The sequence below is a fragment of the Bradyrhizobium sp. CAR08 genome, assembly GCF_052871955.1.
This window is the reverse complement of the sequence record NZ_JBIXJX010000022.1, coordinates 29,761-47,883: the sequence shown is the minus strand read 5'-3', so window position 1 is coordinate 47,883 and position 18,123 is coordinate 29,761. Positions and strand designations below refer to the sequence as shown.

General features: G+C 64.1%; 16 protein-coding genes. 4 read left to right on the top strand and 12 right to left on the bottom strand.

Features of this window, described 5'->3' with window-relative positions; all coding sequences use genetic code 11:
* Positions 1-7 precede the first annotated feature (7 nt).
* The 3 genes from ACIPUD_RS33315 to ACIPUD_RS33305 all read right to left on the bottom strand — a co-directional run bounded on the left by ACIPUD_RS33315 (position 8) and on the right by ACIPUD_RS33305 (position 2,897).
* Positions 8-1,300, bottom strand: a complete 1,293-nt coding sequence (locus tag ACIPUD_RS33315; protein ID WP_247297019.1) for a TRAP transporter large permease — start codon at positions 1,298-1,300, stop codon at positions 8-10.
* Positions 1,291-1,839, bottom strand: a complete 549-nt coding sequence (locus ACIPUD_RS33310) for a TRAP transporter small permease (RefSeq protein ID WP_446482326.1) — start codon at positions 1,837-1,839, stop codon at positions 1,291-1,293. The genes ACIPUD_RS33315 and ACIPUD_RS33310 overlap by 10 nt, the downstream gene beginning before the upstream one ends.
* An 86-nt stretch (positions 1,840-1,925) precedes the next feature.
* Positions 1,926-2,897 carry a TRAP transporter substrate-binding protein gene (locus tag ACIPUD_RS33305; RefSeq protein ID WP_085349491.1) on the bottom strand — a complete coding sequence of 324 codons (972 nt, stop codon included), beginning with the start codon at positions 2,895-2,897 and terminating at the stop codon, positions 1,926-1,928.
* Between the two features lie 322 nt (positions 2,898-3,219).
* On the opposite strand from ACIPUD_RS33305, the gene ACIPUD_RS33300 reads away from it, so the two are divergent.
* Positions 3,220-3,996 carry a cyclase family protein gene (locus ACIPUD_RS33300; RefSeq protein ID WP_162496280.1) on the top strand — a complete coding sequence of 259 codons (777 nt, stop codon included), beginning with the start codon at positions 3,220-3,222 and terminating at the stop codon, positions 3,994-3,996.
* Here the strand turns inward: ACIPUD_RS33300 and ACIPUD_RS33295 are convergent.
* Both ACIPUD_RS33295 and ACIPUD_RS33290 read right to left on the bottom strand, forming a co-directional pair.
* A complete protein-coding gene (locus tag ACIPUD_RS33295; RefSeq protein WP_018454810.1) occupies positions 3,993-4,721 on the bottom strand; it encodes a Crp/Fnr family transcriptional regulator in 729 nt (242 codons plus the stop codon). The genes ACIPUD_RS33300 and ACIPUD_RS33295 overlap by 4 nt on opposite strands.
* Before the next feature lie 497 nt (positions 4,722-5,218).
* On the bottom strand, positions 5,219-5,929 hold the full coding sequence (locus ACIPUD_RS33290) for a helix-turn-helix domain-containing protein (protein WP_247372922.1): 711 nt from the start codon (positions 5,927-5,929) through the stop codon (positions 5,219-5,221).
* A 148-nt stretch (positions 5,930-6,077) separates the two neighbouring features.
* On the opposite strand from ACIPUD_RS33290, the gene ACIPUD_RS33285 reads away from it, so the two are divergent.
* On the top strand, positions 6,078-6,395 hold the full coding sequence (locus ACIPUD_RS33285) for a c-type cytochrome (RefSeq protein ID WP_446482325.1): 318 nt from the start codon (positions 6,078-6,080) through the stop codon (positions 6,393-6,395).
* Between the two features lie 6 nt (positions 6,396-6,401).
* Here ACIPUD_RS33285 and ACIPUD_RS33280 read toward each other — a convergent pair whose 3' ends face one another.
* The 5 genes from ACIPUD_RS33280 to ACIPUD_RS33260 form a co-directional block, all read right to left on the bottom strand.
* Positions 6,402-7,505 carry an ABC-type transport auxiliary lipoprotein family protein gene (locus ACIPUD_RS33280; protein WP_446482324.1) on the bottom strand — a complete coding sequence of 368 codons (1,104 nt, stop codon included), beginning with the start codon at positions 7,503-7,505 and terminating at the stop codon, positions 6,402-6,404.
* Between the two features lie 3 nt (positions 7,506-7,508).
* The gene (locus ACIPUD_RS33275) at positions 7,509-8,276 is read right to left on the bottom strand and encodes an ABC transporter ATP-binding protein (protein ID WP_446482323.1); all 768 of its coding nucleotides are present in this window, start codon (positions 8,274-8,276) and stop codon (positions 7,509-7,511) included.
* A 2-nt stretch (positions 8,277-8,278) separates the two neighbouring features.
* Positions 8,279-9,415 carry an ABC transporter permease gene (locus ACIPUD_RS33270; protein WP_446482322.1) on the bottom strand — a complete coding sequence of 379 codons (1,137 nt, stop codon included), beginning with the start codon at positions 9,413-9,415 and terminating at the stop codon, positions 8,279-8,281.
* Positions 9,416-9,518: 103 nt separating this feature from the next.
* Entirely contained in the window at positions 9,519-12,212 is a 2,694-nt protein-coding gene (locus tag ACIPUD_RS33265) for a bifunctional acetate--CoA ligase family protein/GNAT family N-acetyltransferase (RefSeq protein ID WP_446482321.1), read from the bottom strand.
* A 69-nt stretch (positions 12,213-12,281) separates the two neighbouring features.
* A complete protein-coding gene (locus tag ACIPUD_RS33260) occupies positions 12,282-13,112 on the bottom strand; it encodes a universal stress protein (protein ID WP_446482320.1) in 831 nt (276 codons plus the stop codon).
* A 192-nt stretch (positions 13,113-13,304) separates the two neighbouring features.
* Between ACIPUD_RS33260 and ACIPUD_RS33255 the strand changes: the two genes are divergently transcribed.
* On the top strand, positions 13,305-14,837 hold the full coding sequence (locus ACIPUD_RS33255) for a bifunctional aminoglycoside phosphotransferase/ATP-binding protein (protein WP_446482319.1): 1,533 nt from the start codon (positions 13,305-13,307) through the stop codon (positions 14,835-14,837).
* A 12-nt stretch (positions 14,838-14,849) separates the two neighbouring features.
* Positions 14,850-15,821 (top strand): CHAD domain-containing protein, encoded by a 972-nt coding sequence (locus ACIPUD_RS33250; protein WP_446482318.1) that lies wholly within the window; start codon positions 14,850-14,852, stop codon positions 15,819-15,821.
* A 51-nt stretch (positions 15,822-15,872) separates the two neighbouring features.
* On the opposite strand, the gene ACIPUD_RS33245 is transcribed toward ACIPUD_RS33250, so the two are convergent.
* A complete protein-coding gene (locus ACIPUD_RS33245) occupies positions 15,873-16,331 on the bottom strand; it encodes a RidA family protein (RefSeq protein ID WP_085360091.1) in 459 nt (152 codons plus the stop codon).
* A 19-nt stretch (positions 16,332-16,350) separates the two neighbouring features.
* The gene (locus tag ACIPUD_RS33240; protein WP_446482317.1) at positions 16,351-18,042 is read right to left on the bottom strand and encodes a benzoate-CoA ligase family protein; all 1,692 of its coding nucleotides are present in this window, start codon (positions 18,040-18,042) and stop codon (positions 16,351-16,353) included.
* Positions 18,043-18,123 lie beyond the last annotated feature (81 nt).

Genomic DNA, 18,123 nt, shown 5'->3' with positions numbered 1-18,123 from the left:
ATTGCTGCTATCCCTTGTAGCCCATCAACAGGCGCGGCAGCCACAGCGAGAAGGCGGGGACGTAGGTCACGAACATCAGAGCTGCGATCAGGGCGGCGTAGAACGGCAGGATGGTGCGCATCACCGCGCCCACCGAGATGCCGCCGATGGCGCAGCCCACGAACTGCGTCGTCCCGACCGGCGGGGTGTTCAGCCCGAGCGCGCAGTTGATCAGCATCAACATACCGAACTGCACCGGATCCATGCCCGCCTTCATCGCGATCGGCAGGAAGATCGGCGTGCAGATCAGGATGGTCGCCGCCATGTCCATGAACGTGCCCAGCACGAACAGGATGACGTTGATGAGCAGGAAGATGACCCAGGGCTGCGTCGAGACCTTGCTCATCATCTCGCCGGCGAAGTCGGCGACCTCATAAAGCCCCATCAAATACTGGAACATGGTGGACACGCCGATCAGCAGCAGCACCACGCCCGTGGTCTTCACCGCCTTGGCCGCGGCGCGCAGGAAGTTCGGCAAGGTCATGGTGCGGTAGATGAAGAACGTCAGCAGGATCGTGTAGGTGACCGCGACGGCTGCGGATTCGGTGGCCGTGAACACGCCGGACAGGATGCCCGCCAGGATGATGCCGACGATCAGAAGGCCGGGCAGAGCGGCTGCGAGCGAGCGAAAAACCGCGGGCCAGCCCGGGAACTTGCCGGCCGGATAGCCTCGCTTCACCGCGACCGCGTAAGCGGCGACCAGCATGCACACCATCAGCACCAGGGCCGGCAGGAGGCCGGCGGCGATCAGCGCGCCGATCGAGACCTTGCCGCCGGCGGCGAGCGCATAGATGATCATGTTGTGACTGGTCGGCATCAGTGCTCCGACCAGCGAGGCATGGGTGGTGACGTTGACGGCGTAGTCGGTGTCGAAACCTTCCTTCTTCATCATGGGGATCATCACCGCCCCCATCGCCGACACGTCGGCCACGGGCGAGCCGGACACGCCGCCGAACAGCGTGCAGGCGACCACGTTCGACATGCCGAGCCCGCCGCGGATGTGTCCGACGAGATTCTTGGCGAGCTGCACGATCTTGTCGGCGACGCCGCCATGCAGCATCAGTTCACCGCTGAAGACGAAGAACGGGATGGCGAGGAAGGAGAAGATGTTCATCCCCGACATCATCTGCTGGAAGATGACCGCGACCGGCAGGCCTTCGTAGAGGATGGTGCAAATCGCCGAGAGGCCGATCGCGAAGGCGACCGGTACGCCGAGGACCAGGAAGCCGAAAAAAGTGGCGCCGAGGATGATCAGTTCCATGAGGGGACGACCTCTTCGCCGCGCAGGAGAGCGATGATGTGCTCGATTGAAAAGGAGACGATGAGGACGCCGGAGGCGATCAGCGGCACGTAGCGGATGACCTCGGGAAGCCCGAGATTGGGGATCTTCACGGTTCCGACCGAGGCCCCGAGGATCCAGCCGTTATAGGCCATCGCGACGCCGAAGCCGGCGACCAGGACGTGGATGACAAGCTCGATCTTCTCCCGCGCGCGATGCGGCAGCAGCACCAGCAAACTGTCCATGCCGATATGCCCGGCATCGCGGACGCCGACGGCGGCGCCGATCAACGTGACATACAGGATAAGAACCAACGCAAGGTTCTCCGTCCAGGTCGGGCTGGAATTGAGCACGTAGCGTCCGAACACCTGGTAGAAGACGATGGTGACGATGACGAGCAGCCCGGTCACCGACAGATACATCCCTAGCCGGGCGACCGGAGCATTGATCCGGGACAGCAAGCCGGTGGACGGGCGTCCGGCAACGTCCAGTTCGTGGTCTGCGACGTGAGGGTCTGTCATCCAAGTCTCCTTGCAAGTCTCCTTGCGCGCGTCCAATGCGTCGGTCAGGCGTCGCCAGTCGGCAACGCCGGACCGACGCTATGGCCTTACTTCGTGTCCTGGATACGCTTGACGAGGCTCTTCAGCTTCTCGTCACCCGCGAACTTGTCGTACACCGGCTTCATCGCGTCGACGAATTCCGCCTTGTTGGCGATCGTCACGACCTGAACGCCGGCCGCTTCGACCGTCTTGCGGGAGGCCTGCTCGCGTTCGTCCCAGAGCTTGCGCATGACGGGCACCGATTCCTTGGCCGCCTTGCGGACCATCGCCTGGTCCTCCTTGCTCAGCGTGTCCCAGACCGTCTTGGACATCACGAGAACTTCGGGCGCCAGGGAGTGCTCGGTGACGTTGTAGAACTTGGCGGCCTCGAAGTGGCGCGAGGACTCGTAAGAGGGCCAGTTGTTCTCGGCAGCGTCCACCAGACCGGTCTTGAGAGCGGTATAGACCTCGCCATAGGGCATCGGGGTCGGATTGGCCCCGAGGCTCTGGATCATGCCGACCCACAGATCGGATTGCTGGACACGAATTTTCAGACCCTTGACGTCCGCGAGCGACTTGATCGGTGCCTTGACGGTGTAAATGGACCGGGCGCCGCTGTCGTAGTAGGCAAGGCCGATCAGGCCTGCGGGCGCCATGGCCGCCAGGATCTCGTCGCCGATCGGGCCGTCAAGGACAGTGCGCATGTGCTGCGTGTCCCGGAAGATGAAGGGCAGGCACAACGCGATGGTTTCCGGCACGAAGTTGTTCAAGGGCGATGCGTTGATCCGCATCATGTCGAGGGCGCCGATCTTGAGCTGCTCGATGGTGTCCTTCTCGGAGCCCAGCGCACCGTTGGGGAACACCTTCACGCCGAGCTTGCCGCCGCTCGCCGCGGCGAGCTGCTTGCCCATGAACTTGACGGCCTCGACGGTTGGATAATCGGCGGGATGGATGTCGGCGGAACGGAAATCGCGTGCGGTCGCCAAGGGGGCTGAGACCGCCAGCAGAGCGGCTGCGATGACGCCGGTGAGTATCTTCATCTGGGCTTCCTCCTGAGGTGATTATATCGTTGGGCAGATGCTGCGGGCCGCCTTGGGTCGCTCCACTTCCGGTGTGAAGTCAAGCGCCATCGTCGTCCCTAGGGCGCGCGGCATTCTCTGTCCAAGCCAAATCCGGCATCGATCAATGCTAGAGTTGCATCGATGGATCAGACCGGCTTTGGGCAGACAGCCGGCTCCTCGTCCAGTTTTTCCGAAATCATATGTCGTCTGGCGCGGCAAGCGTTCATGCGCGTTGCTTGACGCCGCCGGTGCGGTCCTCTCAAGATGCTGCGAAGCAAAACGGACATCCCGAGGAATGCCTATGCCGCGGAAGCTGATCGACATCTCCGTGCCGCTCAGAAACGACGTGACGGCGGATCCGCCGGGCAATCACCCGACGATCCAGTACATCGATCACCAGCAGGGCCTGCCGCGGATGCTGCAGTTCTTCGACGGCCTCACGGCACAGGATCTGCCGGACGGCCAGGGCTGGGCCGTCGAGCAGGTCTCGCTGTCGACCCATAACGGCACGCATCTCGATGCGCCCTGGCACTTCCATCCGACCATGAATCGCGGCGAGCGGTCATGGACGATCGACGAGGTCCCGCTGGAATGGTGTTTTCAGCCCGGCGTGAAGCTCGACTTCCGGCATCTGCCCGACGGCTACGTGGCGAGCGCCGACGACGTCGAGAAGGAGTTGAGGCGGATCGGGCATGCGCTGTCGCCGCTGGAGATCGTCGTCGTCAACACCGGCGCCGGCGCCAGGTTCGGCCAAGCCGATTATGTCAGCTCAGGCTGCGGCATGGGCTACGAGGCCACCATGTACCTGCTCGAACGCGGCGTGCGGCTGACCGGCACCGACGGCTGGAGCTGGGACGCACCGTTCGTCCACACCGCGAAGAAATATGCCGAAACGAAAGATGCCGGCCTGATCTGGGAGGGCCACAAGGCGGGGCGGCACATCGGCTATTGCCACCTCGAGAAGCTGCACAATCTCGACCAGCTGCCTTCGACCGGGTTCACCGTCGCGTGCTTTCCGGTGAAGATCGAGCGGGCCTCCGCGGGCTGGACCCGCGCCGTCGCGATCATCGACAGCTAGCTGTCGAGCCCGCTCTCGGCGAGTTCGCGCAAGGCATTAATGTCGAGCACGACGATGGCGCCGTGCTCGAGGCGAACCCAGTTGCGGCCCGCCCAGGCGCGCAATTGCTTGTTGATGCTCTCGCGCGTCATCCCCACCATCTCGCTGATCTCCTGCTGCGTGATGGCGAGCGTGCCGCTGCCGGAGTCGAACTTGCGCTCTTCGGTGAGGCCGAGCAGCGCGCTCGCAAGCCGGCCCGGCAGATTTTGCAGGATCACCTGCTCGACCTGCTGACTGGTCCAGCGCAGGCGCGCGCAGAGCAGCTCGATGAATTTCATCGCGAGCGCCGGCTGGCTCTTCACGAACGGCAGGAAGTCCCGGCGATCGATGATGTAGAGCTCGCAATTGGTGTTGGCGGTCGCATCGGCCGACCTGGGGGCGCCGTCGAGCACCGCGATCTCGCCGAAGATCTCTCCGGGACCGATCAGATTGAGAATGGCGTTACGGCCGTCGGGCGACGACGAGGAAATCTTCACCGTCCCTGTGATCACCGCGAAAAGATTGTTGCCGGGATCGCCCTTGGCGGCGATCGTCGCGCCGCGCTTCACCGTCGTGTGCTTGGCGTAACGGCAGAGCTGATCCAGCGCCTCCGGCTCCAGATCCGCAAAGATCGGGTGCTTGCGCAGGACCGATAATTTATTCCCCGCCGCTTGTCGGGGGTCGTCGCCGGTCTTGTCCTGAGGCACGCCACTGGGCTCCTAAGACTGCGAGGCACTGGGGTCCCTGCGTAGTCAGTGTAGCCCAGTTTTTCAACCGGAAAGCATGCGCCCTATTTGAGGCAAACGCGGCGAAAATGCCGCGGTCAGGCGTGAAGCCGGCAGCCGAAGGATGAGCCAATGCGTCCCAGTCGATGCAGAGTTGCAAGTGCGGCACGCCACCTTGCGTTGAGGCGCTGCCAAGCCTCCCGAACTCGCACGGCATAGCCCGCCCCGCGGGCGCCGCAGGATGGGACGGTGATCTCAGAAGCTTCGACGCTTGACGTCCGACTCGGGCCGGCCTGCACTGGTTTGCCGGTCTGCCCAGACCAGAGCCCCGGCGAAGGTGACAAAGATTGCCACGACAATGGTGCTCATAAGCAACGCGTCAGCCGGCATGATGCTCTCCCCTGTGGTTTTGAGCATTATTCGGGGCAGGCGGCCGAATGCATTGATCCCGATCAAAATCGAGCCGCGCTGCGTTGGAATCAGGCTGCGGCCAAGGCCTCGACCTTCGCCGGATCGAGCAGGCTGATCCCGCCATGAATGATCTCGATCACGCCGTGGCGCTCCAGCTTGGTGAAGGTGCGGCTAACGGTCTCGATGGTCAGGCCGAGGTAGTCGGCGATGTCCTGGCGGCTCATTGGAAGCGGAACCGTGTCCAACGCCCGCTTCAGGGAGACCAGCCGCTCGCGCCAGCCGAGCAGAAAGGCCGCAACCTTTTCGTCCGCCGAACGGCGGCCGAGCAGGACCATGTGGTCCCGGGCCTGGCTCAGCTCGCGAATCGCCAGCTCGTTGATCCGCCTGAGGAGATGCGGCCGGTCCTCGATGAAACGGCCGAAGGGTGACTTCGCGAACTGGCATACGGTCACCGCGCCGATCGCATCGGCCGAAAAATTGTGCCTGCCAGAAATATTCATCCCCAGGAAATCGCCGGGCAAGGCAAAGCCCACGATCTGCCGGCGGCCGTCGGGCAGCAGCTTGTACAGCCGCATGACGCCCTCGAGGAGATTGTAGAACGAGGTCGTGATGTCCTCCTCGGAGAACACAGTCTCGCCTGAGGAAAAATGGACGCGCCGACCGAGATGCTCGAATTCCCGAAGCTCGGCCGCATCCAGCGACGAACAGACCGCTGATGCGCGGACGGCGCAATCGCTGCAGAGCTGCCAGTTCGGCTCAATCGTGACTACGGGCTTCATCGACCGCTCCAAGCGCCGGCTGCCCATCAGGCCCATCCCGCCGCGCAGCTGCATTTTACTGCGGTGCGCCAAAGCCGGTTGACCCAGATCAATTTTGGAGGGAATCCCCGCCCTATTCTTCTCCCAGACTTAAACGGGGTCACTTTACATGCTGCAAGGAATGCTGCGTCACGGGTTGATCGGGTTGCTTCTGATGACGCCTGTCCTGGCTGCCACGACCGCCGAACAACGCGGCAAGGCCTTTGCGCGAGCCCCTTGCGCGCGCTGCCACGCGATCGACCGTGCGTCGAACAGTCCGCTCAAGATCGCATCGCCGCTGCGGGCCCTGCACCAGCGCTATCCCATCGAGAGCCTTGGGGAGGCGCTGGCTGAGGGCACCAACACCGGCCACGCCGACATGCCGGCCTTCGAGCTCAGTCCGGACCAGATCCACGATCTCCTGTCCTACCTCAAGACCCTGGAATAGCCGGCGTCACACCGCCTGCACCGTCCAGCCGATCAGCTCCTTCGCGATGCGCGTGAAGGCCGTATCGAACGCTGCGACCGCCATGGCCGGCACAATCTTGTCGAGTTTTTCGCTGGTCTCGACGAGACGCGAGGCGATCACCTTGCCGTTCTTGTCGACGATCCGCGCCGACAGCCCGATCTCGACCCGCGTCTCCCCCTCGGTGGCAATGCGGAAGCGCCTGATGTCGATCAGCAGCTGATAGTCCGCCTGCCCGAGATCGGCCGTGCGCAACGGCGCGTGGGCGATGTCGTAGTTCTCGAAACTGTCGATCAGACGCGCCTGTATCAGCTTGGGAATGCTGTCGGCCCAGAGGAAGTCCGCAAAGCCCGGATTATCGCCGCCCGGCGCGAACAGCATGCGCTGGGTCTGGAGCATGGCGACCGCTGTCGGCTCGGGAATGGCCAGTGACGCCGAGAGCGTCTTGCCGCCCGGACCGAGGTTCTGCGGCGTGCGCAGATCATAGGTGACTTTCTGCGCCGGCGTTCCGCCGCCGGTCATCTTCTCCAGGCCCGCCAAAATGCCGTCGATCTTGCCGGTGTTGCGCGCAAGCCCGTCGGAGAAGGTCTTGAGATTGGCGATGGTGTCCTTCAGCGGGCCCGAATTGTCCTCCAGCACGGTGTCGACCCGCCGCAGTGCATCGCGCGCGGCCTGCGTCATGCTCTGGCCCGCACCGGCCTCGGCAATCAAGGTCGGGGGCTCGCCGGATTTAGTGACGATGACGCCTCCCTCCAGCGTCACCACCGGCACGCCGGTCAGCCCCTGGAAATCGAGCCCGACCCTGCTGTCGGCACGCACCGGCGTGGTTGAAGCAACCGAGATCGTCGCATCGACAAAGCGTGGATTGTCCGGCGCAAGCCCGAGCTGGGTGACCTCGCCGACGCGGATGCCGTTGAACAGCACGCCGGCGCCGACCAGAAGACCGGGCACCGGGCCCTGGAATTGCACGTGATAGCTGGTGCGCGGCCCGATCCCGCCGGTGTTGTTCAGCCAATAGACGAAGCCGAACACCGCGAGGATCGCGGCCAGGACAAAACTGCCGATCAGCACGTAGGGAGCGCGGGTTTCCATGTCTCATCTCATCTCGTGTTGCAGCATCTGCGAGCGCTTGCCGTGGAAATAGGCGCGCACCCAGGGATGCTCGGATTGCAGCAGCTCGCGCATCGGACCGATCGCCACGATCTTGCCGTCAGCAAGAGCGGCGACGCGGTCGCAGACCGTGGTCAGGCTCGCCAGATCATGGGTGACCATGAACACGGTGAGGCCGAGGGTCTTTTGCAGCGTCCCGATCAGCGCATCGAAATCGCCCGCCGCGATCGGATCGAGGCCTGAGGTCGGCTCGTCCAGGAACAGGATCGGCGGATCGAGCGCGAGCGAGCGCGCCAGCGCCACGCGCTTGGTCATGCCGCCGGATAGCTCCGCCGGATATTTATCGGCATCCTGGGGCCGCAGCCCGACCATTTCGAGCTTGGCGATCGCGATCTCGTCCATCAGCTCCTGCGACAGGACGAGATTTTCACGGAGCGGAAACTGGATGTTCTGCCGGACCGTCAGCGAGGAGAACAGCGCGCCCTGCTGGAACAGGATGCCCCAGGTCGTGGCCGCGCCTTCGGTGCGGCCGCCGATTGGCCGTCCCGTAACCTCGATGGTCCCGCCTTGGCGCGGGATGAGGCCGATGATGGTTCGCATCAGCACCGACTTGCCGCCACCGGACGCCCCCACGAGCCCGAGGATCTCACCCCGGCGCACGTCGAGCGACAGATGATCGAGCACGGTCTGTCGGCCGAAGCCGACCACGAGGTCGCGGACGCGGATCGCGAACTGCTCTTGCGATTCGCCCATGATCACATTCCGATCGAGGCGAAGAAGATCGCGAACAGGCCGTCGAGCACGATCACCAGGAAGATCGACTTGACCACCGACGTCGTGGTCTGTCGTCCCAGCGACTCGGCGCTGCCCTTCACGCGCAAGCCCTCGCTGCAGGCGACTACCCCGATCACCAGCGCCATAAACGGCGCCTTCAGGATGCCCACCTCGAAATGGGTGACCGAGATCGCCTCGTGCAGCCGCGCGATGTAGATCGCCGGCGCCATACCGCCGTAGAACTGCGCGACCAGGCCGCCACCATAGAGTGCGGCAATCGATCCGATGAAGGCAAGGATCGGCAGCGCAATCACCAGGGCCGCAACCCGCGGCAGAATCAGGACGTGGACAGGATCAAGGCCCATGGTCGAGAGCGCATCGATCTCCTCGCGCATCTTCATCGAGCCGAGCTCGGCGGTGTAGGCGCTTCCCGAACGGCCGGCGACCATGATGGCGACGATCAACACGCCAAGCTCGCGCAGCACCAGGATGCCGACCATGTCGACGGTGTAGGACTCCGCGCCGAACCTGCGGAAATGGAAAAATCCCTGCTGGGCGATGATGGCGCCGATCAGGAAGGTGATCAGCACGACGATGGGGATGGCCTGCCAGCCGATGCGGTAGAGCTGATAGATCAGCGATGTCAGCCGCAGCGAGCGCGGCCGACGCAGCACGCCGATCACAGCCATGAACAACGCGCCCAGCATTTGGAGAAAGATCGTGATGTCTTCGCGCGCGCCGACCGTGGACTTGCCGAGATCGTTCAGTCTGAGCAGAACCGGGTTGGGTGCGGGCGCCGGCAGCGGCGTGTGGCGGTTGACCTGACGCACCTCGTCCATGAGGCCGCTGAAATGGTCGGCGACACCGATAAACTCGGCCGCTTGACCGGATGATGAAGCCCTGCGCGAAAGCTTTTCCAGGACCCAGGCGCCGAGCGTGTCAAGCGCGCTGACGCCCGACATGTCCAGCGTCACGGCTCTGGATCGATCGACATCCGCCCCGACCGACCGGGACAACGTCTCCAGCAGCGACACGTTCGCGGCAATCCACGGCCCTTCCGGGCACAATTTCAGCTCTTCGCCGGAGGGCCTCGCCAGCAACAGCGGTTCGGAGTTCACGATTCCACCTCATCGGGACAACCGGGGCCCGTTCAGCCGGCAGTTCTAGGCTAGCATGGGGCGGCCGGCTTGACCTGTCTCAAGGCCAGCTGTAGCGGCGCGCTCAGAGCTTCAGCCTGACATCGCAGATATCCGGCTCGGTCGGATCCGGCTTCACATCGAAGCCAAGCTGGCGACACATCTCCAGCATGGTGGTGTTCTCCCTGAGAACATCACCCGAGATCGCTTTGAGGCCCTCCGATCTCGCGTAGTCGATGATCAGCTGCATCAGGGCCCATCCCAGACCCTTGCCCTTGAGGTCGGACCGCAGCAGGATCGCATATTCACCGCTCTCGTAGATCGAGTCCGAATGGAGTCGGACCACGCCGACCATCTCACCGGTCGCCTCGTCGAATGCGATAAAGGCCATCGCCCGCGCGTAGTCGAGCTGGGTCAGGCGCGCGATGAACTCGTGGGTGAACTCCTTCATCGGCGCGAAGAAACGCAGACGAAGGTCGTGCGCCGTGACATGACGCAGGAATGCGTGGATGGTCGGCTCGTCCTCCGGACGCAGGGGCCGCGCGAAGATCCGCCAGCCCTCCTTGAGCTTGAGGCGGCGCTCCCATTGCGACGGATAGGCCCGAACGGCGAAGTTGGCGGCGCCGGAGCCGGCAAACTTCCGTTGCGGCGGCCCGACCGCGACGCGAGCGTCGACCGCGGTCACGCCGGTTTCATCCGCCAGCAGCGGATTGATGTCGAATTCGCGGATCTCGGGAATGTCGGCGGCCATCTGCGCCAGCTTGACCAGGACCATGGCGACGGCGTCGGGCCTCACCGCCGGCACGTCCCGGTAAGCGCGAAGCAGCCGGGACACGCGCGTGCGGTCGATCAGGTCGCGGGCCAGTTGCAGATCGAGCGGCGGAAGCGCAAGCGCCTTGTCGTTGATGATCTCGACCGCGGTCCCGCCGCGGCCGAACACAACGACCGTGCCGAAGGTCGGATCGTCGGCGAGGCCCAGAATCAACTCGCGCGCCTTCGCCTTCACCACCATCGCCTGCACGATGACGCCCTCGATGCGAGCTTCGGGACGCAGCTTTCTCGCCCGACCGAGAATATCAGTAGCGGCGGCGCGCACCGCCTCGACCGTCGTCAGATTGAGCACGACGCCGCCGACATCGGATTTGTGGACGATGTCGCGCGACATGATTTTCAGCACGACCGTGGCGCCTTGCGCAAAGATGTCTTTCGCGTAGGCCACCGCCTGCTCGACATCGGCCGCGGCGTATGTGGGCACCATCGCGATATCGTAGGCTTCGAGCAGGTGCTTGATCTCGACGGGTTCGAGCCATTGGCGGCCGTCTGCGATGGCAGCAGCTACGATCTGCTTCGCAGCACCTGCGTCCGGCACGAAAGTCTCGGGCATCGCCGGTGGAACTTGGCTCAGTTCCTCCACGACTTCGCGGTGCCTCACGAGGTACATGAAGCCGCGCACGGCATCATCCTCGGTCGGATAGTTCGGGATGCCGGCGCCGGACAGTGTTTCGATGATGTTCTGGTCTGCTCCGATCCACGAGGCGAGCACGGGCTTGGCCCAATTGCGGTGCTTCTCGAGATATGCCTTGACGCGTTCGGTCACCATCGTTGCGATATCGGCAGCCGAGGCGATCGCGGTCTGCACGTTGAGGACGAGGACCGCATCGTTGTCGGGATCGGCAAGCAACACGTCGAGCGCCGCCGCATAGCGCGACGCATCGGCGTCACCTACGATGTCGACGGGATTTGCGCCGGACCAGGTCGGCGGCAGCACCTCGTCGAGTTTCTTGCGCGCGTCCGCCGAGATGCTCGCCGGAATGCCGCCGAGCTCGACCAATCGATCGATGGCGAGGACACCGATGCCGCCGCCATTGGTCAGGATGGCGAGGCGCTTTCCCGCCGGCGACTCGACGCGGCCGAGCGTCTCGGCGCAATCGAACAGCTCGCGCAGATCGGAGACCCGCAGGACGCCCGCGCGGCGGAACGCCGCGTCATAGACGGCGTCGGCCCCCGCGAGCGCACCGGTATGGGTGGCGGCCGCCTTCGCGCCCTGCGCCATTCGGCCGGACTTCACCACGACGACCGGCTTCACGCGCGCCGCGGCACGCGCGGCCGACATGAACTTGCGCGCGTCCTTGATGGATTCGATGTAGAGCAGAATCGCGCGGGTCTTGTGATCCATCGCGAAATAGTCGAGCAGATCGGCAAGATCGACGTCGATTTGATCGCCGATCGAGACGATGCCGGAGAAGCCGACGCCGCGCTGCGCGGCCCAATCGACCATGCCGGCCGCGATCGCGCCCGATTGCGAGATCAGCGCGAGATTCCCGGGCCCCGGCATGTGCGCGGCAAAACTCGCGTTGAGGCTCACGCCGGGCATCATGATGCCCAGGCAGTTCGGCCCGATCAGCCGCATGCCGTATTTGCGGGCAGCAGTGATGGCAGCCTCGTGCAGGGATCCCGGTCCGTGGCCGAGCCCAGCCGAGACAATCAGGGCACCCGCCGAGCCGCGCCGCCCGGCTCGATCGACAATGCCGGGAACCGCGCGCGCCGGCGCGGTGATGATCACAAGCTCGGGCACGAACGGCAATTGATCGAGGCTGTCCACCGCCGCGACGCCGCCGATCTCGGCATGGCGCGGATTGACGAGGCCGAACTGTCCCGTGAATCCAGCCTTACGGATGTTCTCCAGAACGGCGCGTCCAACGGAGACCGGGCGGGCGCTCGCACCGACGAGCGCGACCGAACGCGGCGACAGCAGGTTCTTCAGACGATAGATTGACATGAAAGCAAATGCGCCCGGTCGGTGGCGGTTCCGATGGTTGACGATCAGGCCGATAAACTGGCGATCCGCCTAGTACGAGAGCATAACCCAGCACGGTGGTTCGCCAATGACGGTCTTTGTCACACCGCCCCAAACGATCTCGTTCAGGCGCGAATGATGGTAGGCGCCCATCACGATCGCATCGATGGCATGGGAATTCGCCCAGCTTCCGAGCACCTTGCCAATCGAGCTGCCGTTGCCCTTCGCGGTTTCGAACGAGGCGTAGACCCCGTGTTCCCTCAAATGATCGACGAGAGCCGTGCCGGATTTCACGATCGCGTCGGACTTGTCGTCCGCCACGGTCACCACGCGGACTAGGGCTGCTGCCTGAAGGATAGGCAGCGCGTCGCCGACCGCACGCGCCGCACGCGCGGAATGATCCCAGGCGATCATGACGTTCTCGAATTCCGGTCGCAGCTCGTCCACATGCTGCTCCGGGCAGAGCAGCACTGGCCGCCCGGATTCGAACAGCAGCGTCTCGATGATGTGCTCGGTTCGGCTGTCGTGTGGCGTCACGGGGAGCAGCGTGAGATCGCTGAAGCGTCCGTGCTCGGCCAGGACTGACGCGATCTGGTCTGCCGGCACCTTGGCCGACCGGCTTTGAGCGCGAATGCCGGTGCGGGAGGTTGCGCGGGTGAACGCATCCAGGAGATGCTGACTGTCGCCCGCGCCAAGCGCCCGGTTTGCCTCGGTCGCATCGGGGAGCATCACCTTCGGCCGCACGAAGACATCCTCCTCAAGTGCCATCGCGGTGATCCTGGCGCCGAGGTCGGCGGCAACGGCCACGCATTTCTCGATCGCAGCAAGGGCCGGGCCGCGTGGCTGGCCGACGAGCGGCAGAAAGACGTCCTTGATCGGCATCGGGATTCTCCTCAGGCGCCAGAATAGGCTGGCTTTGGTCGGGACGCTTGATCCTCGTCAAGCCCGGGAACTTCGACCGGCCGGAAGGAGACGGGCGTTGACTGAAGTCAAGGACTGGCCGCGATCTGCTTCTATGGATTACCCTGATCGCGGGGTGAGCCGCTTCCGACGCATCTGGACGCACCAGCTGGAATGACAGACGATTCTGCGACCCAGGACCGGATCTTTGCGGCGCTCACCAATTCCGCGGGTCATCCGAACGTGAGGCGGATCGATACGCACGCAGCTTCGGTCTTCCTCGAAGGCAGGCGCGCCCTGAAAATCAAGCGTGCCGTGCAGTTTCCATTCCTCGATTACTCAACGCTCGAGAAGCGCAAGGCGGCGTGTGAGGAGGAGATCAGGATCAACCGGCCGCTGGCGCCGCAGATCTATCACCGCGTCGTGGCGATCACGGAAGAGCCCGATGGATCGGTGAAGGTGGACGGAAGCGGCCGGCCGATCGAGTATGCGGTCGACATGTTGCGCTTCGACGAAAGCCGGACGCTGGATCATCTGGCCAAGGCCGGAGCACTGGATGACACTTTTGCCTCGGCTGTCGCCGACGCGATCGCGGCTTCGCATGCGCAGGCTGTTTGCGCCGACGGCAACGCATGGGTTTCCTCCATCCCCGGCCTGATCGATGGCAACAGCAATGGCCTGCGGACCGGCAATCATTTCGAAGCCGAAGAGATCGCAGAACTCGGCAGAGACTCGCAAGCAATGTTCCTCCGCCTCCGACCTTTGCTCGAAGAGCGCGGCCGAAAAGACTTCGTGCGCCGCTGCCATGGCGACCTGCATCTTGCGAACATCGTGTCGATCGACGAGAAGCCGGTGCTGTTCGACGCCATCGAGTTCGACGCCCGGATCGCAACCACCGACGTGCTCTACGATCTCGCATTCGGATTGATGGATCTGTTGCACCACAATCAGGCACGCGCGGCCAATATCGTGCTGAACCGCTATCTCGCCGCGACTCCAGTCGAAAATCTCGACGCGCTCTCCGCACTGCCTCTGTTCATGTCCATCCGGGCGGCGATCCGCGCCCAGGTCGCGCTGGCACGGCTGAAGCCGCCGCATTCCGGTGATCCCAGTATTCTCGACGGGGCACGGCGCTATTTTGGCCTCGCCCGCACGCTGATCCAACCGCCCGCTCCCCGGCTGATTGCAGTCGGCGGATTGTCAGGCACCGGAAAGACGATTTTGGCACGCGCGCTCGCGCCGGACGTTACGCCGCAGCCGGGGGCCGTCGTGCTGCGCAGCGATCTCGTCCGCAAGCAGATGTTCGGGGTCGAGGAAACGGACCGCCTGCCGGCATCCGCATACACACCGGAGGTCACGGCCCGCGTTTACGACATATTGGCTCAGCACGCCGGGAGGGTGCTGGCGCAAGGCCATTCAACGATCATCGACGGCGTGTTCGCCCGTGAGGACGAACGAGACGCGGTTGCCACCCTGGCGCGCGAGCGCAACGTGCCGCTGAGCGGCCTATTTCTGGTTGCAGACCTCGCGACCCGGCAGGCGCGGATCGGGGGCCGCCGGGGCGACGCATCCGACGCCACGCAAGAGGTTGCCGCGCTGCAAGAGCACTATAATATCGGCCATGTCGGTTGGGCGACCATCGATGCATCCGGGACCCAAGAGCAGACGCTCCAGAACTGCCGGGACGCGATCGCCGAGAGCAAGTAAGGCAATCTGCAAATGGCGCGACCCAGCACGAGTTCGACGGCCGCGCGCGTCAAGCCTGCGGCGAGGCGCAATGCCCTGCCCGGCCGCCTCAGCCCCGGCATGGTCTGCGACACGGCGTTCCGGATCATCGCCCGCCGTCACCTCGCCGCCGTTCGCGCCCAGCATGACGGCACGTGCCGCGGCGATCCCGAGGCACTGCACCAGATCCGGATTGCACTGACGCATCTGCGCACCGCCATCCGCTTCTTCTCGCCGATGGTCGATGACGCCCTTCGCCCGGAGGTCTGGACCGAACTGAAATGGCTGAACAGCCAGCTCGGCGTGGTACGGGACCTCGACGTGGCGATCGAACGGGTCATCGCCGAAAGTGGCGGCGAGTTGACCGTGATTGCCGAGCTCCAGCACTGGGATGAGAAGCGCGCCGAGAGCCATCGCCAGTTGGCGCGCGCGCTGCAATCCGGGCGGTATCGCCATCTCGTCGAGCAGACGTCAGCCTGGATCGAGAGCGGTCCCTGGTCGACCCGGCGCAGCAAGGAAGCTATCAGGCTACGCCGCTGCACGCTCGCCGACCACGCAACAGCGAAACTCACGGAATGGGAAAAGACGCTGCTCAAGAAAGCGCGAAAATTGCGCGAGCTCGACGTCGAGAAACGGCACAAGCTGCGGCTTCTCAACAAGCGGCTGACCTATTCGATCGAGTCGCTCGAGGACCTGTTCGCAGACGAGTCGCTGACAAAGCAGCAGTCGATCCTCAAGCAATTGCGCAAGGCGCAAAAGTCCCTCGGACGATTGAATGACGATGCGCGAGGGCAAACCTTGGCGGCGTCATTGAACGAGGCCGTTCCCGAGGCGGGCATTCGCTTCCTCAACCGCAAGCGCGAAAAGAAACTGTTGCGGACCGCCTCGCGCGCCTACCGGAAACTCGACAAGGCCAAGCCGTTCCGCTCCGCCGATCTTGCGCCGGATGCGGAGCCTGAGAACTAGGTGATCTCGCCAAGGCGAACCTAAAAAAGACGAGCTGGGCCAGCCGTCGGCTCAGCGCGGAATGACGGCGGTGGCTTCGATTTCGACGCGCGCCGCCTTCTCGACGAGCCGGACGACCTGAACCAGCGCCATCGCCGGGTAGTGCGCGCCAAAGATGGCGCGGTAGGCCTTGCCGAGCTCTTTCAGGTTCGTCAGGTACTCGTCCATGTCGACGACGTACCAGGTCAGGCGCACCAGATGCTCGGGCTGCGCACCGGCCTCCGCGAGGATCGCGGCGATGTTGCCTAGGGTTTGGCGCACCTGCGCGACAAAACCCTCCGCGAGACGCTCCTCGTCATCCCAGCCGATGACGCCGCCAGTGACGACGATGCGTCCCTCGGCGGCCATGCCGTTGGCATAGCCTTTCGGTACCGGCCAACCGGACGGCTGGAGCACCTGCGCCCTGGATCGGGTTTCATCCTCGGCTGTTGTCGGCAGCACCGCGAGGTGCGGGCCTTTCGGCGTGGTCACTGACAATTCTCTATCCTTCTCATTCCGCCGCGACGCCGGAGGACGGCACCGCGGTCTGCGCCAGTTGCCGCAGGGCAAAGCGCTTTAGTTTGCCGGTCTCGGTCTTCGGTAGTTGCGTCACGAACTCGATCGCGCGCGGATATTTGTATGGCGCGATCTCGCGTTTGACATGCTCCTGCAACGCAGCCACGAGCTCGGCATCCGGCGTTACGCCCGGCGCGGCAACGACATAGGCCTTCACGATCATGCCGCGCGCCTCGTCTGGCGCGCCGACGACCCCGCATTCGACGACCGAGGGATGCGTGAGCAGCGCCGCCTCGACGTCCGTGCCTGCGATGTTGTAGCCGGCCGACACGATCATGTCGTCCGAGCGCGACTGATACCAGAAATAGCCGTCGCTATCCATCAGATAGGTGTCGCCCGTGATGTTCCAGCCGTTCTGGACGTATTTGCGCTGCCGCTCGTCGGCGAGATAGCGGCATCCGGTCGGCCCGCGGACCGCGAGCCGTCCCATCGTGCCCGGCGGCAAATCATTGCCGGAATCGTCGACGATCTTCGCTTCATACCCCGGCACCGGCTTGCCCGTCGCACCGGGGCGGATCTCGTCCTCAGTCGCGCTGATGAAGATGTGCAGCAGCTCGGTCGAGCCGATGCCGTCCATCAGCTTGATGCCGGTCGCCTTCAGCCAGGCATCGAATGTCGGCTTGGGCAGCGTCTCGCCGGCGGACACGCATTTGCGAAGCGAGGAAATATCGCGGCCCGGAAGCTTGCCAATCATCGCCCGGTACGCGGTCGGCGCGGTGAAACAGACCGTGGTCTTGTACTGCTCGATCGCATTCAGAATGTCGTCGGGCGCCGTCTTCTCCAGAACGACAAAGGAGGCGCCGATGTGCATCGGAAACAGCACGCCGCCGAAGCCAAACGTGAAGGCGAGCGGTGCCGAGCCGACGAAGCGATCCGTCTGCTCCGCCCGCAGGATGTTGCGCGCATAACCATCGCAGACCGCCAGCATGTCACGGTGGAAATGCATGGTGCCCTTGGGATCGCCGGTCGTGCCCGACGTGAACGCGATCAGGCAGACGTCGTCGGATGCAGTATCGACAGCTTTGAACTCCGGACTTGCATCCCCCATCAGCGCCTCGAGCGAGTCGCCGCTGCCGTTGCCCCAATAGACCACGCGCTTGAGGCCGGGGGCTGCGGCTTTCGCTTTCTCCATTTCCTCGGCGAGCTTGCCATCGCAGAGCGCGAGTGTGATCTCCGCCTTCTGGATCGGATAGGACAGCTCCTTGGCGCGCAACAGCGGCATCGTCGCCACCACAATGCCTCCGGCCTTGATCACCGCCAGATAGGTCGCGACCATCATCGGATTGTTGGCCGAGCGAAGCAGCACGCGCCCGCCGGTGACGAGACCAAGCTTGCCGACCAGCACATTGGCGATGCGGTTCACGAGCGTTTGCAGCTCACGATAGGTGTAGCTGACGGCGGGGCTGATCACGCAGGCAGCGTCGCCATGTCCCTGCTCGACCCAGCGGTCCAGGAAATAGCTGACGCAGTTCAGGCGGGGCGGATATTGCAGTTCCGGTCGTGTGAAGATGAATTCCGGCCAGAGCTCGCGTGGCGGAAGATGCTGCCGCGCGAACGCATCGACATGGGCTGTCGCAGCATTGTCGTCATGCGAACCCGAGATTTGAACCTTGGCGGCGTTGGCCATCGCACGCTCCTTTCAGCATGGAAAGCACCCGGCAGCACTCACTCGGAAACATTTTAGGCTTAAAGCAATTTCGCGCAATAG